Origin of the sequence: Tenacibaculum xiamenense, assembly GCF_964513065.1 — a bacterium.
GTDB lineage: Bacteria > Bacteroidota > Bacteroidia > Flavobacteriales > Flavobacteriaceae > Polaribacter > Polaribacter xiamenense.
This window is the reverse complement of the sequence record NZ_CAZEQU010000033.1, coordinates 169,305-192,449: the sequence shown is the minus strand read 5'-3', so window position 1 is coordinate 192,449 and position 23,145 is coordinate 169,305. Positions and strand designations below refer to the sequence as shown.

Sequence of the window (23,145 nt, the reverse complement as noted above, 5' to 3'; positions counted from 1 at the left end):
TAATTTAATCCCATGTTGAAGAAAAATTACCTGTGGCATTTTCTCCATATAGTTTAATTCGATATGTTTTATTTGAGTTTATTAAAATTGTTTTTTCTATTGATTTAATAGTGTTTATTTCTTCTTTCCAAATACTTTTTTCTTCATGATCAACCAATTGAAAATAAACTTTACCTTTTTCAATTTTAGAATTTATCACGATAGTTAAACTTTCTATATTTTTTATTGGTAATTCTTGTTGTGTGCTGCCATTAAAATCGGTAAAACTAACTTTATATTCATGCTGATCCATTTTCATTTTCCAATTTTTTACTCGAATTCCATTATAACTCGTTTTTGAGCAACTTAAAAAGCTCAACACCAACATAATGATCGATAGTACTTTTAGCGTTTTCATAATGTTTTATTAGTTTTAAAATCTATAAGAAAAGGTTTAAGAGGAACTCCTTTTTCTGTTCTGAAGTTGTTTGAAATTAATATTTGATAGTGTTTTCCAGGTTCTAACTTTACAGGAATCGTCCAAGATTTATTTTGACTCCCCCATTTTCTACCTTTAAGTGTTCCTCCCGGAAAAGCTTCTTTTCCCAATTCCCCAAAATCTACTCCAGTATTATATCCATTTAATGGTTCCGAAAACTCAACAGTGATTTCAGTTATATTAGGACTAACGTTTATATCTTTATTTTGAAATTGTTTTAAAGAAGTTACAACTGGTCTTTTACTTTCAAAGCTATTATATAATTCCTCGAGAGTCCTAGTAAAAACGCCTGTAGAATTAACAAAATTCTCTATTTCAGTTTCATTATTGTAATCCAGTTCAATTAAAGTTTTAATTGCCGTCTTTTTATTTTTGGAACTATTATAGAAGTTTTCACACATCTGAAAACCAATATAATACCCTAAATCTCTTACTTTGAACTCATTTAAATGAGGTTCACCCCATAACCATTTATCTTTGTTCACTGGATAAAACATTTCTTCTTCAAACCTCTTTATTACCTTTTCTTTATTTTTTCTTCCATATTCAATAGCTGGAGCAGCGGAAGGTACGTTCATTACTTTTGTAGAAACAAATTCTGCAACACCCTCATACATAGCTAGTGATAATATATTGTGAACCATCGCTTTCTGTTGCGTATGAACGTATTCATGTACATTCAAGAGAACTATGTCATTAATAGGATTGGAGTCAAAATAGGTTCTTCTTCCCTTCTGAATTTCTTTTGGAAATTCAGAAGTTATTGTAGTTTTATCAGCCATAGCAAACTCACTTCCTATAAGTACTAAGCTATCTAAAGTTGTTCCTGGTGTTCTAAATGCTCCTACTGTAAAATATATTTTCGCAGGTTTCAGTTCTGGATAAATATCTCTTAATTTTTCAATCCCTTTATCTAAATCTTTACTAAACTGATTAGCTTTCAACGTATTCTTTCTAATCGATGACCAAAACAATGGATATTTATTGATAGCATTGATATAATCTGTTGCTGTATAGTTCCTAACAAGCCTAATTGTCTTTAAGCCTTCGGTTCCTTTTTTGAAATACAAACTATCTAGATATTTGTATTGAAGAGTAGAATCTTTAGTTGCCCTTATCTTATCGTAAGCATTCCAAAAATTATCTATATCTGAAGTTATAATATTACTTGTTTTTTGACAGCTTGAGAACATAATAGTTAATATGGTCAATAATAGTTTAATCATGAATATATAGGTTGTTTTCAAATCGTAAATTTTGGCAGTATTCATAGTTGTTTTTAGTATAAATTATCCTTTAATATTAACTTCTTCCACATCTTTAAAATCTTCATAGCCAGAAGTTATCACTCGGTCTCCTTGCTTAAGACCACTTATAATTTCGTAGTAAAAAGGATTCTCTCTTCCTAACTTTATAGTTCTTTTAACAGCCCTGTTATCAGAGTTCAAGACAAAGACCCATTGTCCGTTTGTTTCATGGAAAAACTGGCCTTTTGGTAGTAAAATAGCTTCTCTATTGTTTGACAAGAACACCTTGCTTTTTAAGGTCATTCCTCTCTTTATATCAGCAGATAAGGAATCATTTTGAAATAATAATTCAATCATAAACCTACCATTAACAACTTCTGGGTGTATTTTATGAAGTTTGATATTATAATTTTGGTTATTTGTAGAAACAGTTCCCTTAATATCTTTTTGAAGTTTAGAAATATAGTACTCGTCTACATTAGCAACAAGCTTATATCCATCTAGTACATCAATTTTTCCAACAGATTCGCCTTGATTGTAGTTTTGACCCAAAACTGGATTGAAAGAAGATAATAATCCATTTACTGGAGCCTTTACCACAAAGTTTTCCTTGTTTTTCCTCAACAAATCCAAGCTTTTTTGCATATTGGCAATAGATGTATTTATTCTAGACAGTTGAGTTACTCGGTTTTTCTTTTCTTCATTAACACTCTTCTTAATTACATTGCTCCTCTTTTTCTGAAAAGTAAACTCTTGTTCCGATTTTTCGAAATCATTTTTCGCAACTACTCCTTTATTATATAAGGTAGTGTCAAGTGTGTACTGTCTTTTTGCATTTCTATAATCATTATCAATACCTATTAACTGTTGGTCTAAATTTAATTGTTGGTTAGTGATACTTACTCTTATATTTCGTAAGTTATTTATTTGTTCAACAATTGCCGTTTCTTGAGTTAGGTAGTTTAACTCTGCATTGGGATTGTAAACTTTTAATAAAGGAGTCCCTTTTTTAACTTGCTGTCCACTTTCAACAAATATTTCTGAAACAGATCCTCCTTGAATAACATTGACTAAAACTGATGTTTTTGGCTCAACCGTACTACTAAATAAAATTACATCTTCAAACTCTCCTTCTTTTACTTCGCCAATTATTAACGAGTCTCTGTCAATATTGACTTGTTTCTTTCTTGTTAGATTCATTAAAGTTAGCCCGATGATTAAAATAATAGGAATACTAATAAGTAGCATTTTTTTAACTTTTTTATTTTTTGGTTGAATTAGTTTATCCATTTTTTTCTTGTTTGACCATAGTAAAGCGACAAACATGCCAAGAAAAAAACAAAGTAACAAAACACTGTAAATCAACAACTTAAGCGTTGTAAAGAGAAATCAAGTGTTCATTTATGAACATTTTTTTGTCCGTATTCAAACAAAATATTATTTATGTACTATGAGAAAAAAAGAAGCTACCATATTAATTGTAGATGATGACGATGATATTTTGTTTTCGGCTAGAATTAGTTTGAAGAAATATTTTACTGAAATTATTACTAGTAACAATCCGAAAAAAATAGGAAACCACCTAAATAGCTCTGTTATTGATGTTGTTCTACTTGACATGAACTACCGTGTTGGTTTTGAAGATGGTAAAGAAGGTTTGTACTGGTTAAAGTACATAAAGGAACTCAGTCCTGAAACTACTGTGATATTAATGACGGCATTCGGTTCTGTAAATTTAGCTGTTGACGCCATTAAACAAGGTGCTTCCGATTTTATTTTGAAACCTTGGAATACTGAGAAACTTTACGGTGTAGTAAATGTTGGTGTTGAATTGGCACGCTCGAAAAGAAAAACAGTTCAATTAGAAACCGTTCAGAACCAAGATAATTTAGATTTTCATAAAAAAGCTGGACATATTATTGGTAATTCAGAAGCAATGCAATCTGCCATCCGTTTGGTAAAAAAGGTGGCCCCTACTGATGCCAATATTTTAATTTTAGGCGAAAATGGAACAGGTAAATATGTGTTTGCTAAAGAAATTCATTTGGAATCCGATAGAAAAAATGCCCCCTTTATTCATGTCGATTTAGGAGCATTAAATGAAAATTTGTTCGAAAGCGAACTATTCGGATATGTAAAAGGAGCATTTACAGATGCTCATAAAGACACTATTGGTAGGTTTGAATTGGCCAAAGGAGGTACCATATTTCTAGATGAAATTGGAAACCTCCCTCTTCACTTACAATCCAAGTTATTAACGGTAATTCAGAATAGAAAAATTACTCGTTTAGGAGAAGGAAAAGAAAGGGAAATAGATGTTAGAATTATTTGTGCAACCAATGCTCCTATCCATGAAATGGTTGATGAGCAAACTTTTAGGCAGGATTTACTTTTTAGAATCAATACGATCGAATTAAACCTTCCACCTCTAAGAGAACGACAAGATGACACCTTGTTATTAGCTAATTACTTTTTGAAAAAGTTAAATAATAAATATAGAAAAAGCATCGAAGGCTTTTCAAATGAGGCCATTAATGGATTAAAAAATTACTCTTGGCCTGGAAATATTCGAGAAGTTGAACATATTGTTGAACGAGCTGTAATTATTACCGACGATACTATTATTCAAATCCATGATTTGCATTTTTCCGGAAAAAAAATAGACACTTCGTTAGGTGATAATTTAAATCTTGAAGAAACCGAGAAGTTATTGATACAAAAGGCTCTACAAAAGCATCAAGGGAATATTTCTAGAGCAGCGAAGGATCTAGGTTTAACAAGAGCTGCGTTATATAGACGTTTAGAAAAACATGAGTTATAATGGGAAGACCTCAATATATACAAATACTTATAAGAATTTTACTTCTTACTATTAATGGAGTTGTTCTGGTTAATTTTTTTAGAAACAATTATGTTATCAATGGTATTGGATTTTCCTTAATACTCATTTTTCAAATATTCTTATTTCTAGATTATTTGAAAAAAATTCTTGGCGATATTGAAAAATCAATAGATTGTTTACTTTATGAAGATTATACCAATACAATATCGACTACTAAAAGAAAAAATGTTTTGTATCATAAAACGGCCTTGCTTTTAGAAAAAAATAGAAAGAAAAGTTTACAGAATACTTCGGAAAAGTTAGTATTTACTAATATTATTGAGAGTTTACCCTTTGGTATGTTAATCTTGAGAAAGGATTTTAATGATTCCGTAGAAGTATTTCAGCTAAATCACGCTTTTGTCGATTTTTTGAATATTCCAAAATACTATAAATGGCAGTTGCTTAAGGAAAAAATAGGGCCTCTTAAAGAATTTTTGGTGGATTGGAGAGAAATAAAGCACACGGTTACCATTAGCGTAAATGAAAAGAAAGAAACTTTTTTTCTGAAAACGTCATTGTCACAAACCAATGAACATGAATATTTAATTGTATCTCTGGAAACCATTCAACAGTTAATAGATAAAAAAGAAAAAGAATCTTGGTATAAATTAATGAATGTGATGTCACATGAAATAATTAATACTATTACTCCAATAAGTAGCTTGGCTCAAAACTTAGATTCACTTATTCATGTAGATAATTCGGATGAAACCTTTGAAGAATTATCACAAGGATTAAGAATTATAAAGCGTAGGTCTCAAGATTTAACAACTTTTGTAGATAACTATCGTAAGTTAGCGGAATTACCAATTCCCAAAAAGACAAAATTGAATCTCTCAGAATTGATTAGAGGAGTATTGATTTTATTTAACTCTGAATTTGAGCAAAAGAAGATAAAGGTTTCATTTGATGATATTAGTGATTATTATATTCAAGGAGATAAACATCAAATCGAACAGGTAATCATAAACTTGATTTCCAACGCTATTTATGCTGTTTACAATTGTAAACAATGTGTAATAGAGATTCGACTTGTCCAAAATGAAAAAAGAACACACCTTTTTATTAAGGATAGCGGCGTTGGAATATCTGAAGATATTAAGGAAAATGTTTTTGTACCGTATTATACTACTAGAAAGAATGGTGCGGGAATAGGACTAACTCTAAGTAAAAGTATAATAGAAGCACATAATGGTACTATAAGCTTTGTATCTAATAAAGAATATACTGAGTTTCAAGTTACCTTTTTATAGTTTATATATGTAATTTACATTTGTAAACAGACTTATACTGTACATCATTATGTTTTTATGGCGTATTCTATTAATATTTATAGCTTATAACATTCAATAAGGAGCAATTATTTAATATATAGCCACTATGCACCGTGTTATGTGTATATATACTCACCTTTGTTACTCTTATTTGGTAATATAAGTCTATATAAAGCTGTTTAATATCGTTTTCCCTCCTATATTCTATATAAAAAAGTTCTTACAAGTTAAGAGAGCTTTTTATATAACGATATAATCTATTTTCAATTTTTTAAAGACCATACTAGAGGTTTAATACAATTGTAAACTCTATAAAACATATCTACTCCTCGTTAAGTGATAGTTACAATTGTAAAACAAGTAAAAATAGGAATTACTCCCTACTGTATAGTTTTTTCTTATACAAAACATGTAACTTGCTGTTTTTAAGGTTATTATATATCATTACATCAAGTTTTTGTTTAATATAATAAGTTCATTTATAAGAATTTAGAATTATTTGCGGTTATAATAAGTTTTATTTACATTTGTATACTAAATAAAGTTGTTACAATTGTGAATAGATTAGGATTTATAGAAAGAATAAAAGAAGTTATCAGGTATTATGGTTTAACATCGTCAACTTTTGCTGATAGTATTAGTGTTCCAAAATCAAGTATTTCACATTTAATGTCTGGTAGAAATAAACCTAGCTTGGATTTTGTTTTAAAAATTATTGACAAATTTCCAGAAGTTGACCTCTACTGGTTACTAAATGGTGAAGGCGATTTTCCAAAATCAAAACAAAAATTTGAAAAACCAACACACGAAATAAAACAAGAAATAGCCACGGAACCACCAATCACAGAAACAGTAAATACTGAAAACACACAAGATGTCCCTACTCTTTTTTCCGATAATAAGCTGGATAATAACACGAAGAACATTGAGCAAAAAGCTATAGAAGTTAATACTGGAAAAAAGTTAATTAAAGTGATATTACTATATAACGATGGTAGTTTTGATGAGTTCAATAAATAAAATAAACTTTCATAGTTATGTTAACTATTTTTCAATCTTAATTAGTTTCGTTTTCTCGTAGTAATTACTCTCTTTGGTATTATATGATTCTTTATGACTCAAACATAATAATTGAACCCATAGTTTTAGTTTTAGACAAATTATTCCATTTTTCTGTTATCCGAGGACTAAAATTGGTTGATTTTAAAAATTCGACGTAAAAAAACGAACTCTATAAATTATACATACATCAACTAAAACTCCATTAAAACTAAAAAAAACCAACTGAAACTTTACTAAACCTAAAGAATAATAATTTATTAGCAATTCTATTATAAATAACCCATTCATTAAAAAACTCAAAATTGAATATACTGGACAATGATCCATATTGTATTCAAATACGCCATTCTCAGAGCCCCTAAAATCTTTTATTTCTAACTTAATCACTGTCTAATTTTTACATTAGAAATATTTAACTCTTAGTTTATTCATTTTAATGGTGGGCAAAATAAAACAATCGCCCAAATATTATTTTGAACGATTGTTAATAATTACATTATATAGCTTAGTCTTTTTATGATTTCATTTATTGTTCTCTATATGCTGAGAAACCACTATGAAACTTTAACAAATTTATTTTAAGAAAAGACTCTTATATAAACTTATCCAATGAATTACATATCTAAATCTGGATATGGATTCGCTATGGCTAAACAGTGACAATATACAGTTTTAAGAACTCCATTAATTAATCGAGTGTAGCAGGTGTATCTTGTTCCCTCTGGACAATTTATTGCACCACCGTTAATTTTTTTTTGATCTGCTTTATTTAAAACAGCACCTAAATTTGAAATAGATTTTAACATAATAATTAATTTTAAATTACCCTACTCTTTTTAAGGCTTTTCGGTAACGCCTATGTCATACTATATCTACACGAAAAAGGTCTATATAGTTTTTCATAACCTCATAATTTTGAGTTTGTTATAAAATTATTTCAAATTGTTTACTAAAAAATAGCGAGTTTATTTTTGGCAGATTCAAATCAATATGTGAAATAGATGATTAAATATATGCCAAATAGAGTGTTCTATAAAAAGCTTGTTTGGTACGTTCTAACTATTTATTAAAAACGACAACAATTTGTGATGTCTTGAATAATTTAGTTTTATATTATATGTATTTTTGTTTTTTTACTTATTTTAATGAATAAACTACTCCTATCTTCTGAAGTTCAGAGTTTCATAAAAAACAATATAAATACTGATATCAATAAGTTACTTTTAAAGGGTTCTTCTTTTGAAGGTATCTCTGCTCAGGAATTAGTAACTCAAATTATATCGAAGAAAAAGTCAGAAAAAAAATTACCCACATGGTTTGAGACAGAAGGAATATTTTATCCACCAAAGTTAAATATTGAGCAAACGTCATCAGAAATTACAGCAGCTTATAAATCGAATTTACTAAAAGGGAATTCTCTTATAGATATTACAGGTGGTCTTGGAATAGATTGTTTTTATTTTTCTAAAAAGTTCAGAAAAATAATTCATTGTGAAATGAATACTGACTTATCTGAAATTGCTAATTATAACTTTAAACAATTACAAGTAAATAATATAGAAACTATAGCTAAGAATGGTTTATCTTATTTAGAAAATAATAATGAAAAGTTTGATTGTATTTATATTGACCCTTCTAGAAGAAGTGATATAAAAGGTAAAGTTTTCCTATTAAAGGATTGTGTACCTAATGTTCCTGAAAATTTAGAATTTTTATTTTCTAAATCAAATACCATTTTAATTAAAAACTCTCCAATTCTTGATATTAGTTCAACTCTTGAAGAATTAAAATTTGTTAAAGAAATTCATGTAGTAGCAGTAAAAAATGAAGTAAAAGAGCTTTTGTTTTTACTAAAGAAAGATTTTAAAGGAGAAATAATTATAAAGACTATTAATCATTTAACTACTAAAAATCAGAGCTTTAATTTCACAAGAGGATGTGAGATAGATACTGAATATGGTGAGCCACTAACCTACTTATATGAACCAAATTCTGCTATTCTAAAAGCAGGTGCCTTTGATGAAATTGCAAAAGAATATTCGTTGTTTAAACTTCATAAACATTCTCACCTTTATACATCTGAGAAAAAAATACTTGACTTTCCAGGGCGAATTTTTAACATAGTGAAAACTTTTGATTACAACAAAAAGCGCTTAAAGAGAGAAATAAAAGAAGACAAAGCCAATGTTACAACTAGAAACTTCCCAAAATCCGTAGAGCAATTAAGAAAAGAAACCAAGTTAAAAGATGGCGGAGATCATTACATTTTTTTCACCACAAATATTAACAATAAATTAATAGTTATTGAGTGTAAAAAACCTGAAAACGCATAATAATAACAAGCATATCACGTTATAATATTGATAAGTGTCTATATCATGATATGTTATTATATAGGGGAAATAAAAATAACAACATATCGAGAAAACGCCTTGATTTCAAGGCGTTTTTTGCATGCTGTCAAACATTTATTAAAGAGCATCTTTCATGATTAACTCCACAACTTCAGGATTTAATAAAGTAGAAGTATCTCCTAAATTACTAGTATCCTTTGAAGCTATTTTTCTCAGTATTCTTCTCATGATTTTACCACTTCTAGTTTTAGGCAAACCAGGAACAAACTGTATTTTATTAAGTTTTGCTATTGGACCGATATGATCAGTTATAAGTTGGTTAATTTCCGTTCTTAAATTATCACGGTCTCTCACCTCACCTGTTTCTTTCAAAATTACATAACCATATAATGCATTCCCTTTTATATCATGAGGAAATCCAACAATTGCAGATTCAGCAACAGCTGGGTGTTCATTAATTGAATCTTCAATAGGCGCTGTTCCTAAATTATGACCGGAAACAATAATAACATCATCCACTCTACCTGTAATTCTGTAATATCCTACTTCATCACGTAAAGCGCCATCACCTGTAAAGTACTTATTCTCAAATGCTGAGAAGTAGGTATTTTTATAACGCTCATGATCTCCCCAAATCGTTCTGGCAATCGATGGCCAAGGGAATTTTATGCATAGCCTCCCTTCTACAGAATTTCCTTTAATTTCATTTCCGTTCTCATCCATCAATGCAGGCTGAATTCCTGGCATGGGTAAAGTAGCATAAGTTGGCTTTGTTGGTGTAGAAAATGGGATCGGTGAAATTAAAACTCCACCCGTTTCAGTTTGCCACCAGGTATCTACAATCGGACATTTTTTATCTCCAATATTATCATTATACCAGTGCCAAGCTTCCTCATTAATTGGTTCACCTACAGTCCCTAATATTCTTAAACTACTTAAATCGTACTTATTAACGAAATCTAAATTTTCTTTGGCCAATGCACGAATCGCAGTTGGAGCTGTATAAAATTGAGTTATTTTGTGTTTTTGAACAATTTCCCAAAAACGTCCATAATCTGGATATGAAGGAACTCCTTCAAACATTACTGTAGTTGCTCCATTTGCTAAAGGACCATAAACTATATAAGAATGCCCCGTAATCCAACCAATATCGGCAGTACACCAGTAAATATCGTTTTCTTTATACTGAAAAACATTCTTAAAAGTATAGGCTGTATAGACCATGTAACCTCCAGTGGTATGTAGCATTCCTTTAGGTCTACCTGTTGATCCTGAAGTATATAAAATAAACAAAGGGTCTTCAGCGTCCATTATTTCTGCATCACATTCACTAGATGCTTCATCTAAAAGAGGTTGTAACCAGTGATCTCTGCCACTTTTCATTTCAATATCAGAATTTATTCTTTTAGCAACAAGAACATTTTCAACTGTAGTACATTCTTCCAATCCTTCATCAACAATTCCTTTTAAGTCAATAGTTTTACCTCCTCTATACGATCCATCTGAGGTGATTACCATTTTTGCCTGGCAATCATTAATTCTCGTTGACAACGCCGTTGATGAAAATCCAGCAAACACCACCGAATGTATAGCTCCGATTCTAGCGCAAGCCAAAACTGACACAGCCAATTCAGGAATCATTGGTAAATAAATTACAACACGATCTCCCTTTTGTATTCCTTTAGATTTTAATACATTAGCAAACCTACATACTTTTTCATGAAGTTGTTTATAGGTAATATGTTGTGCTTCTTCTTTTGGATCATTGGGTTCAAATAAAATGGCTGTTTTGTCTCCTCGAATGTATAAATGCTTATCTAAACAGTTTTCAGTAATGTTTAATTTTGCTCCCTGAAACCATTTAATTTCAGGCTTACTAAAATCCCATTCTAATACCTTGTCCCATTTTTTTCTCCATAGAAAATGTTCTTCTGCTACCTCTTCCCAAAAAACTTCTGGGTATCGAACAGATTTTCTATACACTTGAAAGTATTCTTCTAAGTGTTTTATATGATAATTACTCATATCAAATTATTTTTCAGGTTAGTAATATTTTTTAATTAGTCCGTTTCTATAATCATTGTTTCTACTTTTTCTATCAATTTTTTCACTGAAAAAGGCTTAGTCACATAATCATCTGCTCCTAACTTCATTCCTTTTTCAATATCATTTGTTTTACTTTTTGCCGATAAGAAAATGACTTTAGCATTCTTTAAATGCTCCACCTCTTTTATTTTTTTTAGAGTTTCATAACCGTCCATTTTAGGCATCATAATATCTAGCAATATTATTTGAGGAGATTGCTCTTTTGCAATCTCAAATGCCTCAGTACCATCTCTTGCTATAAATACATCGTACGATTTCTTCTTAAAAGCATATTCTAATGACATAACAATATTTGGCTCATCATCAACTATTAAAATTCTTTTTGTTCCCATATGTTTTTTGGTAATGTAAATACTAATCTTGCCCCTTTTTTAATGGTTTGATCTACCCAAATATTTCCTTGATGACTTTCTATAATTTTTCTACAAATAGCTAATCCAAATCCACTACCCTGTGGTTTTTGAATATTTTGATTTTTAGATTGATAAAATTTATCAAATATATACTGATCATCTTCTTTAGGTATCCCCTTACCATTATCTTCTACAATAATATGAATTAGTTTTTCATTATTTTCCAAAAGTATTTTTATCTTTCCCTTAATATTTTCAACAAATTTCAATGAATTTGACAAAAGATTTATCAATACCTGTAAAATTCGGTCTTCATCATAAAAAGCATAACCATCTTGATTTCTTTTAAATTGAATATCAACCTGCTTTTTATCTGCTAAATGCTGAATACTATCGATAGATTTTTGAATTGTTTGATTCATATCTCTTTTGGCAATATTAAGCTCCGTTCTATTAGAAGAAAGCTTTTCTAAATCCAAAATATTATGAATTAGTGTTGCCAATCTATCGGTATCTTCAATAATATTTTTTAAGAATTTTTGCCTCATTTCAGGAGGCATATCATCATCACTAAGAATTTCTGATGCTGCTTTAATTGAGGTGATAGGAGTTTTAAGCTCATGAGCTACAGTATCTAAAAACTCATCCTTTATTTTATCCTGTTCTCTTAACTCTTCATTTGCTTCTTGCAATTGATTTGTCATTATAGATAATTCCTCTGACTTTTCAATAAGCAGTTTATTATTCGCTTTTGTTTCTTTACTTTCTTCTAAAATTTCTAAAACTTGAAGTAAACTAATAGGTTTCTCTTTAGTAACATGGGTAAGTAAAATTTTAGCAGAAACACTCCCTAATGAACCAGTAAGTAATTTTTCCGAAAAATTAATCAACCTTGAATCAGCCTTTTGTTCTTGTTCAGAAATGCCATATTTTTTATTAAAAATAGATAACGCTCTCTTGGTTCTAGTTTCTCCTAAAAATCGTATCAATAAACGTCGAATATCACTTACATATGCCTCTCCTTTCCATATAAAAGCTTCTTCCTGCAAATTTTCATAATTTTCGTTATTTACAAACATTTCCGCATAATTACGCTCCCTGTAATTCCCTTTAACTAATAGAGAGCCAACAACAAAAACCAGTGTATTAAAACTCATACTCCATAAAAAAGCATTGCTTTCTGGAGTTAAATATTTAATTCCTAATAACTGTGAAGGCTTTAAATACTCAATGCCAAATAAACCTTTATGAATAAATGAGATATTTAAGCCTAAAGAGTGGTTTACAATTGGAATTAACAAAGTATATATTACCACTAATAAACCAACTATGATTCCCATGTTAGCCGCTTTTGAGGCTCCTCTTTTCCAAAAAAGACCTAAGAAAAAAGAAGGAGCTAATTGTGCGATGATCACAAAAGAGATTAACCCTATAGAAAATAAAGATAGTTGCTTAGAAAACTGGATGTAAAATAGATAAGCAAAAATGATAATTATAAAAATAGATAAGCGTCTAATGTTTTTGATGTTTTTAGCATTCTCAACAGAGTTACTTTCAACTAATTTTTTCAAAAAACCGTATGGAATAATAATACTATTACTCACCATCGTAGAAAGCGCAAGAGTTGATACTACAATCATTGATATAACCGCCGAAAATCCTCCCATAAAAACTAATAAAGCAAGAAAAGTGTTTTCGGTATGTAAAGGAAGTAACAACGAATAATAATCGCTATTTACACTTGATGGAAGTCTTAAATTACCTGCCCAAGCAATGAATATGACAAAAACATTGAAAAGCAACAAATAGAGAGGAAACATCCAAATTGCCTTTTTGATGTCTTTTACATTCTGGTTTTCAATAACAGCAACATGAAACTGACGAGGTAATAAGAAAATGGCAAAAAAGGATAAACATATGGTAAACATCCAATTAAAGCCATTATCTAAACCACCAAAAGAGCTTAATTCTTTAAAACCTTCTAATAATGAAGCTTGGTTATAAATATCTTGAGTACCATCAAAAAGATAAAATACTACATAGAAACCAATAACAAGAAAGAAAACAAGTTTAAGAATCGATTCCACGGCAATGGTTACCATAATTCCACGCTTTCCTTTTGAAGCATCCGTTAATTGAGTACCAAAAAAGACTACAAATACGGCAATAATTAAGGCTATATATAAAGTAGAATCATCTAGAATTCCTGTAGCAATGTATCTCTTGGAAGACATGATTGAAAATGTTTCTGAAACTGCCTTAAGTTGCAAAGCAATGTATGGAATTATAGCTAGTAAACAAGTGACTGTTACCAAAGCACCTAAAAACCTGTTGTTTCCATAACGAAGAGAAATAAAATCTGCAATACTTGATATTTTATGTTGCTTAGATATTTTTATGATTTTCTGCATAATTACCAACCATAGTGGCATGGCAATAACTGGCCCTAGATAAATGGTTAAAAAGCTTATTCCTGATTCCGCAGCAATTCCTACGCTTCCATAAAATGTCCATGCTGTGCAATATACAGCTAGAGAGAGAACATATATGTATGGATTATTAACCCATTTTTTACGCTGTTTTTTTTCAGCAGTATAGGCTAGTAAAAACAGAAAGCCCAAGTAGCAAATTATGATAAAAATTAGTAGATAATTACTCATAAAACCTCTTCAATACAATATGGGTTAAAACAATGGTTAATAACCAATTCACAAATATGTATACATATATTGATGGGAAGCCCAGAACGTTGGATGATGAATCAAAAATAGTAATGAAAGGCACATTCCAAGCCAAAAAAAGAAAGATAGAAATTACCACTAGTTTTTGTTGATGGCGCTTTTTCATTGTGAATAGTTTAGTCGTTTGCTCAATTTACAAAAACGGTATGGCAAATTAAAATTTACCATTCCGTTTTATAGATACCAATAATATTTAGGGTTAGTGGGAAACAGCTTCTCCTGCTCCACTTGGTATTCTTATATTTTCTACAATTTCTTGAACCTCATGTGGTGGTTCCTCGGTAAACTTATTCACCACAATAGCTACAACAAAGTTGACAACCATAGCTATAGACCCAAATCCTTCTGGCGATATGCCAAACCACCAGCTCGATTTCAATCCTGCAACAGCGGCTTTTCCTCCATCAAAAATTCCAAACTTGAATTTAAGCATATAGAAAATCATCAATGAAATACCGACAATCATTCCTGCAACAGCGCCTTTACTGTTCATTTTTTTATAGAATATTCCTAAAATAATAGCAGGGAAAAATGAAGCAGCAGCCAATCCAAAGGCTAAGGCAACCACGGCGGCGACAAATCCTGGCGGGTTAATACCAAAATACCCTGCAACAATAACAGCTCCTACAGCTGAAAGACGTGCAGCCCATAATTCTCCTTTTTCAGAAAGATCAGGGTTGAATACATTCTTTATTAAATCATGCGAAACAGATGAAGATATTACAAGAAGTAATCCAGCCGCAGTTGATAAAGCTGCAGCAAGTCCACCAGCTGCTACTAGAGCAATAACCCAAGCAGGTAAATCTGCTATCTCTGGATTAGCTAATACCATAATATCTCTATTAACGGTTAACTCATTGGTTGCAGCTTCGGCCACATATTGAATTTTACCATCTCCATTTTTATCTTCAAAAGTTAATAAGCCTGTAGTTTCCCATTTTTTAAACCATTCTGGCATATCAGCATATTCCTTGTTACTTACTGTTTCAATTAAGTTGGTCCTAGCAAAAACTGCTACTGCTGGCGCTGTTGTATACAAAATAGCAATAAAAAGTAAGGCTAAACCAGCAGATTTTCTTGCATCACGAACTCGTTTTACAGTAAAAAACCTAACAATTACATGAGGAAGTCCCGCAGTACCCACCATTAAAGCTAATGTAATTGCAAATACATCAACTAAACTTTTTGAACCATTCGTATATTCTGCGAAACCTAATTCAGTAGAAAGTCCATCTAATTTATCAAGAAGATAAGTTCCATCTTCTAAAGTACCTCCCATTCCTAATTGCGGGATTGGGTTTCCCGTCATTTGAATAGAAATAAAAATCGCAGGAACCATAAATGCGAAAATCAAAACACAATATTGAGCAACCTGCGTGTAAGTAATACCCTTCATACCACCTAACACAGCATAGAATAATACAATGATCATTCCTATAATTACTCCAGTATTAATATCTACCTCAAGGAATCTCGAAAAAACGATACCAACACCACGCATTTGTCCTGCGACATATGTAAATGATACTATTAAAGCACAAATTACAGCTACCACCCTAGCGGTTTTTGAATAATAACGTTCTCCAATAAAATCGGGAACCGTAAATTTTCCAAATTTCCTGAGATAGGGCGCCAATAACAAAGCCAAAAGCACATATCCTCCTGTCCAGCCCATTAAATAAACCGCTCCATCATATCCAGCGAAAGAAATTATTCCCGCCATTGAAATAAAGGAAGCCGCTGACATCCAGTCGGCTGCGGTAGCCATACCATTGGCCAAAGGAGATACTCCTCCTCCAGCAACATAAAATTCTTTTGTTGATCCTGCTCTCGACCAAATGGCAATAGCTATATATATACCAAAGGTGATGAACACTAATATATAAGTCCAAGTTTGAACACTCATTGTTTTTTTAATTTAAGTTAGTTAATCTTCGTCGTATCCGTATTTCTTATCTAGTTTATTCATGAGTCTTACATAAACGAATATTAAAACAACGAATACATAAATTGACCCTTGTTGAGCAAACCAAAATCCAAGCTTAAAACCGCCTAATTTGATTGAGTTTAAGGTGTCTTTTAATAAGATTCCTGCCCCATAGGACACAATGAACCAAATACTTAACAATATGGTTAAATACTTAAGATTTTCCTTCCAATAGGAAGTTGCTTTTTGTTGATTTTCTGACATGATGTAGTTTTTAAAGATATATCATTGCTTGTAGTGTAATTACTCCTGCGCTATCGGCATTCCCTACCTTAGAATTTGCATATTCAAGTGTTAGTTTTGAATGGTGTCCAGTCATAAATACATTTGCCCCAATTCCAAACCTGTTATAATTATCATTAATTGCATCAATTGAACGATTTTGATATGATACGTATGGCTGAAAGCGGGTTTTATCTTTTTGGCCAGGAATTAAATATCCAACATGACTATAAATCATATTTCCTGTGGCGTATGGTCCGAAATTATAATTTTCTCCATAATCATTACTTTGAAACACTCCATAAGCAGTTATTGCCGAACCATTGCTTCCTATTGGAGCATCATAAAATGCGTCAAAAGCAAATATACTTACATCATCACCTTGCCCATCGGCTTGGACCACACCATTAGGATGATTAAAGAATCCAGCTCCTATATTAAATACTTTTTTACTACCAATATATGTTCCTACTTTATAAGGTAAAAAATTTGACTCTTGATCCAAAAAGTTATAGTCTACATACCCTTGAAAAACTTTACCGGCATCAGCAGAACCTAAAATTCTTCTTCCACCATAAACAGTAGTGTTATCTACTCCTGGATCTCTATTATCAAGCGTACTTGAGCCTGCCTCATTTACTGCAAATCGATATTGTAATTTACCCAGTTTACCTTTAACATAAACACCAATATGCCTTGCAAATTGATCAGATAAACCAATCGTTGCCCATGATTCTCTATTGTTATCAAGCGTTAGCATGTTTAATGTGCTTTGATTGTTTAAGCGAGAAATTCCATTCCAATAATGTAAACCAGCACCTGCTGAAATTTGATCTGAGAGCTTCCACTCACCCCAAAAACCATGAAAAAATAACTGAGAACGATCACCAGCACCAATGGGATGTTGATTTCCACCGCTTAAGCTATTCAAACCAAAATGAGTTAAGATTAAAAATTTTTTATTTAGCTGGGTGAAGGTTAGTATTCTTGCTCTTCTCACACCAAAGTTTAACTTAGCGGTATTATCCGATACGTTATCATTGTACTGTGCCCAAAATTGACCCCAAGCAATAATGCGAAGATATTTAGAGCCGTCTTCATTGAACTTTATTTTATAGCCTCCGGTATATTCTGTATTCCCCTGTGAATAAACTGAAAAGGAAACTATGAAAAAGAACAATTTTAATATTAATACTCTTTTCATAATTAAATTGTTAGTTAACATTTAGTTGATTACTAACATCTTAAAAAAAGAGAATAAAATGAAAAGTGATATACTTATTTGTAAAATTAATATACTTAATCTTTAAATCTTTCCCATTTTATAAGCATAAACTTATCTCCCAACTCAGTAATTACTACTCCTGCTCCTTTAATATTATCGATACTCGAAAAATACTTTTGGAGTTCATCATGGTTTAATATTTTGTAAGAAGGATGGTAATTCCCTTTGTAAGGACGCTTAATTCCATATTTCTTTACCCAATTCATTATAGACACATGCGAAACACCAAGAATTCGTTCTATTTCTCTATAAGTTAATCCCTCTAAGTATAGCTGTAAAGCCTTATTTACATAGTAGTCATCAATCTTCTTTCCTAATTTATTAACCGTAAAATAATAATTACAAGATTTGCATTTATATCGCTGTCTTTGTTTAATAACACCAGCTTTTATAACATTATCCGAAGAACAATTGGGGCAGATATTCATTATATATATTTATTTAGCATAAATATATCAAATTAGCATATATTTTAACAATTATTTCAAATTTATATTGAAATAACTAATTATGCATGTTCCTTTTAAGTAGAAAATTAGTGGGGTTATGAAACTACTTATTCATATTTGAATGGTAGTAATCAATTATCTTATCGATATTTTTAATAGATTTTTGAATCCAATCTTTATAGGTGTCAAGTTTTTCCTGATCCGTAAGCTGCCAATTAATGCCTGAATTTCGTACTCTACTAGTAACATCTTGTAAAATAATAGCTGCAGCTACAGAAATATTAAGACTCTCTGTAAAACCAACCATTGGAATTTTTAAAAAACCATCTGCGTGTTCTTTTACATAATCAGAAATTCCTTCTTTTTCTACTCCAAATACAAAAGCTGACTTTTTAGAAATATCAAAATCAGGCAAATAACAGGAATCATTATGAGGTGTTGTTCCAATTATTTGGTACCCTTTACTTTTCAAGTCTTCTAAACATTGCTTGGTATTATCTCCATCACTCTTATAACGATGAATATCGAGCCATTTTTGACTTCCCTTAGCAACATGTCGTGAAACTTTATTTGTGTAGCGGTTTTCTATTGCATATACGTCTTGAATACCAAAAATATCACATGATCTAACTACCGCACTAGCATTATGAGGTTGGTATATATCTTCCAACACTACGGTAAAATGCTTTGTTCGCTCTCCTAATACTTTCTGAAACAAGGCCTTTCTTTTTTCGGTAACATAGCCTTCTAAATATGTCAATAAATCATGATCTATCATGCTACAAACATAGTAAATTTTCCTATTTTTAAACTCTTAGTCAATCTAACTTAGCAAGCATCCATTTAGTATGTAGGTTTAAGTTATTTTTACACACCGATATTTAATAGTATTAACTCTTAATAAAATAAATTTATGAAAAAGCAATTAGTAGTCCTTACAGGTGCTGGAATGAGTGCTGAAAGCGGAATAAACACTTTTAGAGATGCAGATGGTTTATGGGAAGGTCATGATATTTATGAAGTAGCTTCTCCTATCGGGTTTAAAAACAATCCAGAATTGGTGTTAGATTTTTACAATCAACGACGAAGCCAATTACTTACTGTTTCTCCAAATACAGGACATGAGAACCTTGTTTCACTTGAAAAAAACTTTAATGTTCAAATTATTACACAAAACGTAGATGATTTGCATGAACGTGCAGGTAGTTCGAATGTTATACATCTCCATGGCGAATTACGAAAGGTTAGAAGTACATCGGATAAGGATTTGGTTTATGATTGGGATAAAGATATTGTATTAGGTGATTTATGTGAGAAAAAGTCTCAATTAAGGCCTCATATTGTATGGTTTGGAGAAGATGTACCATTATTGGAAAAAGCTGCTGAAATTACAATGAAGGCAGATATTTTAGTTATTATTGGTACTTCTATGCAAGTATATCCGGCAGCAAGTTTAATAGAATATGTTGCTCCCAACACACCCATTTACTTTATTGATCCAAAACCCGCAATTACAGAAAATTCGTTCAACAATTTAACCATTATTAAAGACGTTGCGAGTTCTGGTACTACTGAATTACTTAAAATTTTATCTCACAACGAATAAAGTCAAAATAATTATACTAAACTATATAAATAGCTTCTCAAATATTCTTGAGAAGCTATTTTTTTAATTATAACTCAATGGATTCATACAATCCTTTTGGAACAGGGCTATATGAGTTCATTTGAAGATTAACCGAGCCACGCCCACTAGTGAGTGTTCTAACTGTAGAGATGTATCCAAAAGTTTCCATTAGAGGAACCACTGCTACAACCATTTGTTTTTGACCATTTTCACTAATAGACTTTATAATTCCTCTCCGACGATTAACATCTCCAGTTATTTTTCCTAAAAATTCATCAGGACAAATTATTTCTGCTGTCATTATTGGCTCTAACAATTCAATGCCTGCATTTTTTGCAGCCACTTTAAAACCTTGCATGGCAGCTATTTCAAAATCTAGTCCGTGAGAATCTTCTTCATGGGTGCTTCCGTCGAACAAAACTACTTTCATACTTTCAAACGGATACCCTAAAAGTACTCCATTTTTCATCGCTTGATTAAAGCCTTTTTCAACGTAAGGTATAAACTCTTTCGAAATTACCCCTCCTTTTATTTGATTAACAAATAATAATCCTTTTTTGCCATCATCTCTAGGACCAATTTCAAAAGATATGTCGGCAAATTGACCACTACCGCCAGATTGTTTTTTAAAAACTTCTCTGTGCTTTGACGTAGCCACCAATTGTTCTCTATAAGAAACTTTAGGGTCTCCTTTATTGATTCCGACACCATATTCGCTTCTTAACGTCTCTAAGCGCACTTCTAAATGTAACTCTCCCATTCCCATAAGTAAAGTTTGACCAGTTTGCTCATCTATTTTTACTTGTAGAGAAGGATCTTCACTTACCATTTTAGCCAACGCATCTCCAAACTTCTTTTCATCATTTTTGGATTTAGGCTCAATTGCCAAACTAATTACAGGCTCTGGAAATTTAATGGCTTCCAGCATAAAAGGAGCATTTAATTCGGTTAATGTATCACCAGTAGTTACATCTTTTATACCTATAATACCACAAATGTCTCCAGCATTAGCACGTTCCATTTCTACCATTTTATCAGCTTGAACTCTAATAATACGACTTATACGTTCCTTTTTACCAGTTCTTGGATTTAGTAAGAACGTTCCCGGTAAAATAACTCCAGAATAAATACGTGTCATAGCCAATTTCCCTATATACTTATCTGTCAAAACCTTAAAAACAAATGCCGTACATACTTCATCATCTTGACGTTTTCTTATTTGCGAAATTTCCTCAGAAGGATTAAAACCTTTAACAGTTTCAATATCTAAAGGAGAAGGCAAATACATACTCACGGCATTTAACAAAGGTTGAACACCTATATTTTTAAAGGCAGATCCACATAATAAAGGAATCGCTTTTCTTCCTATGGTTATTCGTCTCAAAGCATTTTGTACCATACTTTCTGTTATCTCATCTCCCTCAAGATAACGCTCCATAAAGATATCATCATGCTCAGCGATATTTTCGAATAATATATTCTTAAACTCAAGAGCTCTTTCCTGATATTCTTCTGGGACTGATTTTGAATTCCATGTTTGCCCCGAATCCAAAACATTCCAATAAAGAGCCCTTTGTGAGATTATATCAATAACACCTTCAAAATCATCACCACTTCCAATAGGGATTTGAAGTACTAGAGATTTCACATCAAAAGTACTTTCAATCTGCTTTACGGTTTTATCAAAATCGGCTCCAATCCGATCCATTTTATTAATAAATCCTATTTTAGGTACTTCATATTTATCAGATTGTGTCCATACTGATTCTGATTGGGATTGAACACCAGATGCCCCACAAAATATAGCAATTGCTCCATCTAATACTCTGAGCGATCTTTCCACTTCAACAGCAAAATCTACGTGACCTGGAGTGTCAATAATATTAATATCGTACGACTCTTCATTCAATTTCCATTTAGTAGAAATAGCCGATGACGAAATAGTTATTCCTCGTTTAGATTCTTGAGGGTCGCTATCGGTAACGGTATTACCTTCATCAACATTTCCAAGTTTATGAATAAGTCCAGTATAATATAGCATCCGCTCAGTTAAGGTGGTTTTACCTGCATCAACATGTGCTATTATTCCAATATTTCTAAGATTTAATTTTCGTTTCATCATTATAAATTTAATAAAAAAGCCTCCCTAAAAAGAGAGGCTAAATTTTGTTTGAATAAAGACATTAGTTACCTCTCCCGAATATTTCGGATTGAAAAAAGCAATATTGTTAATAATAGTTTCAAAGCTTTATGTTTAGGTTTTAATGTCTGTTAATAAATTAATTTGCTATTCTCTTTAAGTAGGTAGCATAAAAAAACCTCTCTAAACGAGAGGTTTCATATATTATAATTTATAATGATTCTTCTAGCTTAGATTTGTTTTCCTATACTACCAAAATACACAGCTCTTATAGCTCCGTTTAAGGCAGTTACATTAATATTTTTATTTATTACTTTCATTTGTTCTATTTAATAAGAAAACGTTGCAAAACTATAATAAAAGTTTTTAAAAACAACTTTTTTACAAAAAAAATGTTTTAATCCTCTGTAATTAAGCCCTTAAAATATTCGAAAAGCTCACCTTTAGAAATGTTACTTCCTTTTTCTATAAGGTCAAATATTTCTGGATTACGCTCCGCTTGATACAATTTGTTGCCCTGTAAAATTTCAACAGAGGAATCTTGCGTATTCTTTAATAACCATTGGTATCCCTCCTTTTCCATAAAGTTGATACTATTATTGGTTGTTTGAATTACAATTCTGTGGATTTTTTCCTCATCACATTTAAATAAATTGATAATGTTTGATGAAAAATGTTCTAAATATTCTGTTCTTTTCAAAACGTCATCCCAAACAATATCACTAAAAACATTCATTTCTTCTTCAGCGACATGAGGCTTTTCTTTTTTTATTTGATTCCATTCATTTACATCAATACTCTGAGATGCTAAAAAATGAGCAAATTCATCATGTAAACTTTCAAATTGTTCCTTTGTTAATTGTCTATATTTCATTCTTTCTATAAAATAAATAAGAGCAACCAAAGATAAATGATTGCTCTTTAAAATTAAGGGAA

General features: G+C 31.1%; 20 protein-coding genes. 5 read left to right on the top strand and 15 right to left on the bottom strand.

The window, feature by feature from the left end; translation table 11 throughout:
• Positions 1–4: 4 nt before the first annotated feature.
• The 3 genes from ACKTTV_RS11950 to ACKTTV_RS11940 are packed head-to-tail and all read right to left on the bottom strand — an operon-like array spanning position 5 to position 3,015.
• Positions 5–397 carry a hypothetical protein gene (locus ACKTTV_RS11950; protein ID WP_408031069.1) on the bottom strand — a complete coding sequence of 131 codons (393 nt, stop codon included), beginning with the start codon at positions 395–397 and terminating at the stop codon, positions 5–7.
• Positions 394–1,749, bottom strand: coding sequence for a hypothetical protein (locus ACKTTV_RS11945; protein ID WP_408031068.1), 1,356 nt, complete (start codon positions 1,747–1,749; stop codon positions 394–396). Before ACKTTV_RS11945 ends, ACKTTV_RS11950 begins: the two co-directional genes overlap by 4 nt.
• A gap of 18 nt (positions 1,750–1,767) precedes the next feature.
• On the bottom strand, positions 1,768–3,015 hold the full coding sequence (locus ACKTTV_RS11940; RefSeq protein WP_408031067.1) for an efflux RND transporter periplasmic adaptor subunit: 1,248 nt from the start codon (positions 3,013–3,015) through the stop codon (positions 1,768–1,770).
• A gap of 160 nt (positions 3,016–3,175) precedes the next feature.
• Here ACKTTV_RS11940 and ACKTTV_RS11935 point away from each other — a divergent pair, with 160 nt between their 5' ends.
• The 3 genes from ACKTTV_RS11935 (at position 3,176) to ACKTTV_RS11925 (ending at position 6,903) form a co-directional block, all read left to right on the top strand.
• Entirely contained in the window at positions 3,176–4,546 is a 1,371-nt protein-coding gene (locus ACKTTV_RS11935) for a sigma-54-dependent transcriptional regulator (RefSeq protein WP_408031066.1), read from the top strand.
• The gene (locus ACKTTV_RS11930) at positions 4,546–5,862 is read left to right on the top strand and encodes a sensor histidine kinase (RefSeq protein WP_408031065.1); all 1,317 of its coding nucleotides are present in this window, start codon (positions 4,546–4,548) and stop codon (positions 5,860–5,862) included. The genes ACKTTV_RS11935 and ACKTTV_RS11930 overlap by 1 nt, the downstream gene beginning before the upstream one ends.
• Positions 5,863–6,438: 576 nt before the next feature.
• Positions 6,439–6,903 carry a helix-turn-helix domain-containing protein gene (locus ACKTTV_RS11925; RefSeq protein ID WP_408031064.1) on the top strand — a complete coding sequence of 155 codons (465 nt, stop codon included), beginning with the start codon at positions 6,439–6,441 and terminating at the stop codon, positions 6,901–6,903.
• Positions 6,904–7,559: 656 nt separating this feature from the next.
• Here ACKTTV_RS11925 and ACKTTV_RS11920 read toward each other — a convergent pair.
• Entirely contained in the window at positions 7,560–7,751 is a 192-nt protein-coding gene (locus tag ACKTTV_RS11920) for a hypothetical protein (RefSeq protein WP_408031063.1), read from the bottom strand.
• A gap of 339 nt (positions 7,752–8,090) precedes the next feature.
• Here ACKTTV_RS11920 and ACKTTV_RS11915 point away from each other — a divergent pair, with 339 nt between their 5' ends.
• The gene (locus ACKTTV_RS11915) at positions 8,091–9,278 is read left to right on the top strand and encodes a THUMP-like domain-containing protein (RefSeq protein ID WP_408031062.1); all 1,188 of its coding nucleotides are present in this window, start codon (positions 8,091–8,093) and stop codon (positions 9,276–9,278) included.
• Positions 9,279–9,416: 138 nt separating this feature from the next.
• On the opposite strand, the gene acs is transcribed toward ACKTTV_RS11915, so the two are convergent.
• The 9 genes from acs to ACKTTV_RS11870 form a co-directional block, all read right to left on the bottom strand.
• Positions 9,417–11,324 carry an acetate--CoA ligase gene (gene acs / locus ACKTTV_RS11910; RefSeq protein ID WP_408031061.1) on the bottom strand — a complete coding sequence of 636 codons (1,908 nt, stop codon included), beginning with the start codon at positions 11,322–11,324 and terminating at the stop codon, positions 9,417–9,419.
• Positions 11,325–11,359: 35 nt separating this feature from the next.
• Positions 11,360–11,737 (bottom strand): response regulator transcription factor, encoded by a 378-nt coding sequence (locus tag ACKTTV_RS11905; protein WP_408031060.1) that lies wholly within the window; start codon positions 11,735–11,737, stop codon positions 11,360–11,362.
• Positions 11,716–14,418 carry a sodium:solute symporter family transporter gene (locus tag ACKTTV_RS11900; RefSeq protein WP_408031059.1) on the bottom strand — a complete coding sequence of 901 codons (2,703 nt, stop codon included), beginning with the start codon at positions 14,416–14,418 and terminating at the stop codon, positions 11,716–11,718. Before ACKTTV_RS11900 ends, ACKTTV_RS11905 begins: the two co-directional genes overlap by 22 nt.
• Complete coding sequence (locus tag ACKTTV_RS11895) at positions 14,411–14,605, bottom strand: hypothetical protein (RefSeq protein ID WP_408031058.1); 195 nt, start codon at positions 14,603–14,605, stop codon at positions 14,411–14,413. Before ACKTTV_RS11895 ends, ACKTTV_RS11900 begins: the two co-directional genes overlap by 8 nt.
• Before the next feature lie 93 nt (positions 14,606–14,698).
• Positions 14,699–16,405, bottom strand: coding sequence for a sodium:solute symporter family protein (locus tag ACKTTV_RS11890; RefSeq protein WP_408031057.1), 1,707 nt, complete (start codon positions 16,403–16,405; stop codon positions 14,699–14,701).
• A 21-nt stretch (positions 16,406–16,426) separates the two neighbouring features.
• Positions 16,427–16,690, bottom strand: a complete 264-nt coding sequence (locus ACKTTV_RS11885) for a DUF4212 domain-containing protein (RefSeq protein WP_408031056.1) — start codon at positions 16,688–16,690, stop codon at positions 16,427–16,429.
• Between the two features lie 10 nt (positions 16,691–16,700).
• Positions 16,701–17,912, bottom strand: coding sequence for a hypothetical protein (locus ACKTTV_RS11880; RefSeq protein ID WP_408031055.1), 1,212 nt, complete (start codon positions 17,910–17,912; stop codon positions 16,701–16,703).
• 95 nt (positions 17,913–18,007) lie between these two features.
• Entirely contained in the window at positions 18,008–18,421 is a 414-nt protein-coding gene (locus tag ACKTTV_RS11875) for an IS1/IS1595 family N-terminal zinc-binding domain-containing protein (RefSeq protein WP_408031054.1), read from the bottom strand.
• 124 nt (positions 18,422–18,545) lie between these two features.
• The gene (locus ACKTTV_RS11870) at positions 18,546–19,220 is read right to left on the bottom strand and encodes a TrmH family RNA methyltransferase (protein WP_408031053.1); all 675 of its coding nucleotides are present in this window, start codon (positions 19,218–19,220) and stop codon (positions 18,546–18,548) included.
• 135 nt (positions 19,221–19,355) lie between these two features.
• Here ACKTTV_RS11870 and ACKTTV_RS11865 point away from each other — a divergent pair, with 135 nt between their 5' ends.
• Positions 19,356–20,048 carry an SIR2 family NAD-dependent protein deacylase gene (locus ACKTTV_RS11865; RefSeq protein WP_408031052.1) on the top strand — a complete coding sequence of 231 codons (693 nt, stop codon included), beginning with the start codon at positions 19,356–19,358 and terminating at the stop codon, positions 20,046–20,048.
• A gap of 67 nt (positions 20,049–20,115) precedes the next feature.
• Here the strand turns inward: ACKTTV_RS11865 and fusA are convergent, their stop codons facing one another.
• Together fusA and ACKTTV_RS11855 are read right to left on the bottom strand one after the other, a co-directional pair.
• Positions 20,116–22,188: an elongation factor G gene (fusA, locus tag ACKTTV_RS11860; RefSeq protein WP_408031051.1), complete on the bottom strand. Its 2,073-nt coding sequence runs from the start codon at positions 22,186–22,188 to the stop codon at positions 20,116–20,118.
• A 418-nt stretch (positions 22,189–22,606) separates the two neighbouring features.
• Complete coding sequence (locus ACKTTV_RS11855; protein ID WP_408031050.1) at positions 22,607–23,083, bottom strand: DUF6495 family protein; 477 nt, start codon at positions 23,081–23,083, stop codon at positions 22,607–22,609.
• Positions 23,084–23,145 lie beyond the last annotated feature (62 nt).

Excerpts from the sequence above, each read along its gene's own strand:
- ACKTTV_RS11855 (WP_408031050.1), bottom strand. The coding sequence starts at position 23,083 with ATGAAATATAGACAATTAACAAAGGAACAATTTGAAAGTTTACATGAT.
- ACKTTV_RS11945 (WP_408031068.1), bottom strand. The coding sequence starts at position 1,749 with ATGAATACTGCCAAAATTTACGATTTGAAAACAACCTATATATTCATG.
- ACKTTV_RS11915 (WP_408031062.1), top strand. The coding sequence starts at position 8,091 with ATGAATAAACTACTCCTATCTTCTGAAGTTCAGAGTTTCATAAAAAAC.
- ACKTTV_RS11905 (WP_408031060.1), bottom strand. The coding sequence starts at position 11,737 with ATGGGAACAAAAAGAATTTTAATAGTTGATGATGAGCCAAATATTGTT.
- fusA (WP_408031051.1), bottom strand. The coding sequence starts at position 22,188 with ATGAAACGAAAATTAAATCTTAGAAATATTGGAATAATAGCACATGTT.
- ACKTTV_RS11930 (WP_408031065.1), top strand. The coding sequence starts at position 4,546 with ATGGGAAGACCTCAATATATACAAATACTTATAAGAATTTTACTTCTT.
- ACKTTV_RS11900 (WP_408031059.1), bottom strand. The coding sequence starts at position 14,418 with ATGAGTAATTATCTACTAATTTTTATCATAATTTGCTACTTGGGCTTT.
- ACKTTV_RS11950 (WP_408031069.1), bottom strand. The coding sequence starts at position 397 with ATGAAAACGCTAAAAGTACTATCGATCATTATGTTGGTGTTGAGCTTT.
- ACKTTV_RS11880 (WP_408031055.1), bottom strand. The coding sequence starts at position 17,912 with ATGAAAAGAGTATTAATATTAAAATTGTTCTTTTTCATAGTTTCCTTT.
- ACKTTV_RS11920 (WP_408031063.1), bottom strand. The coding sequence starts at position 7,751 with ATGTTAAAATCTATTTCAAATTTAGGTGCTGTTTTAAATAAAGCAGAT.
- ACKTTV_RS11865 (WP_408031052.1), top strand. The coding sequence starts at position 19,356 with ATGAAAAAGCAATTAGTAGTCCTTACAGGTGCTGGAATGAGTGCTGAA.
- ACKTTV_RS11895 (WP_408031058.1), bottom strand. The coding sequence starts at position 14,605 with ATGAAAAAGCGCCATCAACAAAAACTAGTGGTAATTTCTATCTTTCTT.
- ACKTTV_RS11875 (WP_408031054.1), bottom strand. The coding sequence starts at position 18,421 with ATGAATATCTGCCCCAATTGTTCTTCGGATAATGTTATAAAAGCTGGT.
- ACKTTV_RS11870 (WP_408031053.1), bottom strand. The coding sequence starts at position 19,220 with ATGATAGATCATGATTTATTGACATATTTAGAAGGCTATGTTACCGAA.
- ACKTTV_RS11940 (WP_408031067.1), bottom strand. The coding sequence starts at position 3,015 with ATGGATAAACTAATTCAACCAAAAAATAAAAAAGTTAAAAAAATGCTA.
- acs (WP_408031061.1), bottom strand. The coding sequence starts at position 11,324 with ATGAGTAATTATCATATAAAACACTTAGAAGAATACTTTCAAGTGTAT.
- ACKTTV_RS11885 (WP_408031056.1), bottom strand. The coding sequence starts at position 16,690 with ATGTCAGAAAATCAACAAAAAGCAACTTCCTATTGGAAGGAAAATCTT.
- ACKTTV_RS11935 (WP_408031066.1), top strand. The coding sequence starts at position 3,176 with ATGAGAAAAAAAGAAGCTACCATATTAATTGTAGATGATGACGATGAT.
- ACKTTV_RS11890 (WP_408031057.1), bottom strand. The coding sequence starts at position 16,405 with ATGAGTGTTCAAACTTGGACTTATATATTAGTGTTCATCACCTTTGGT.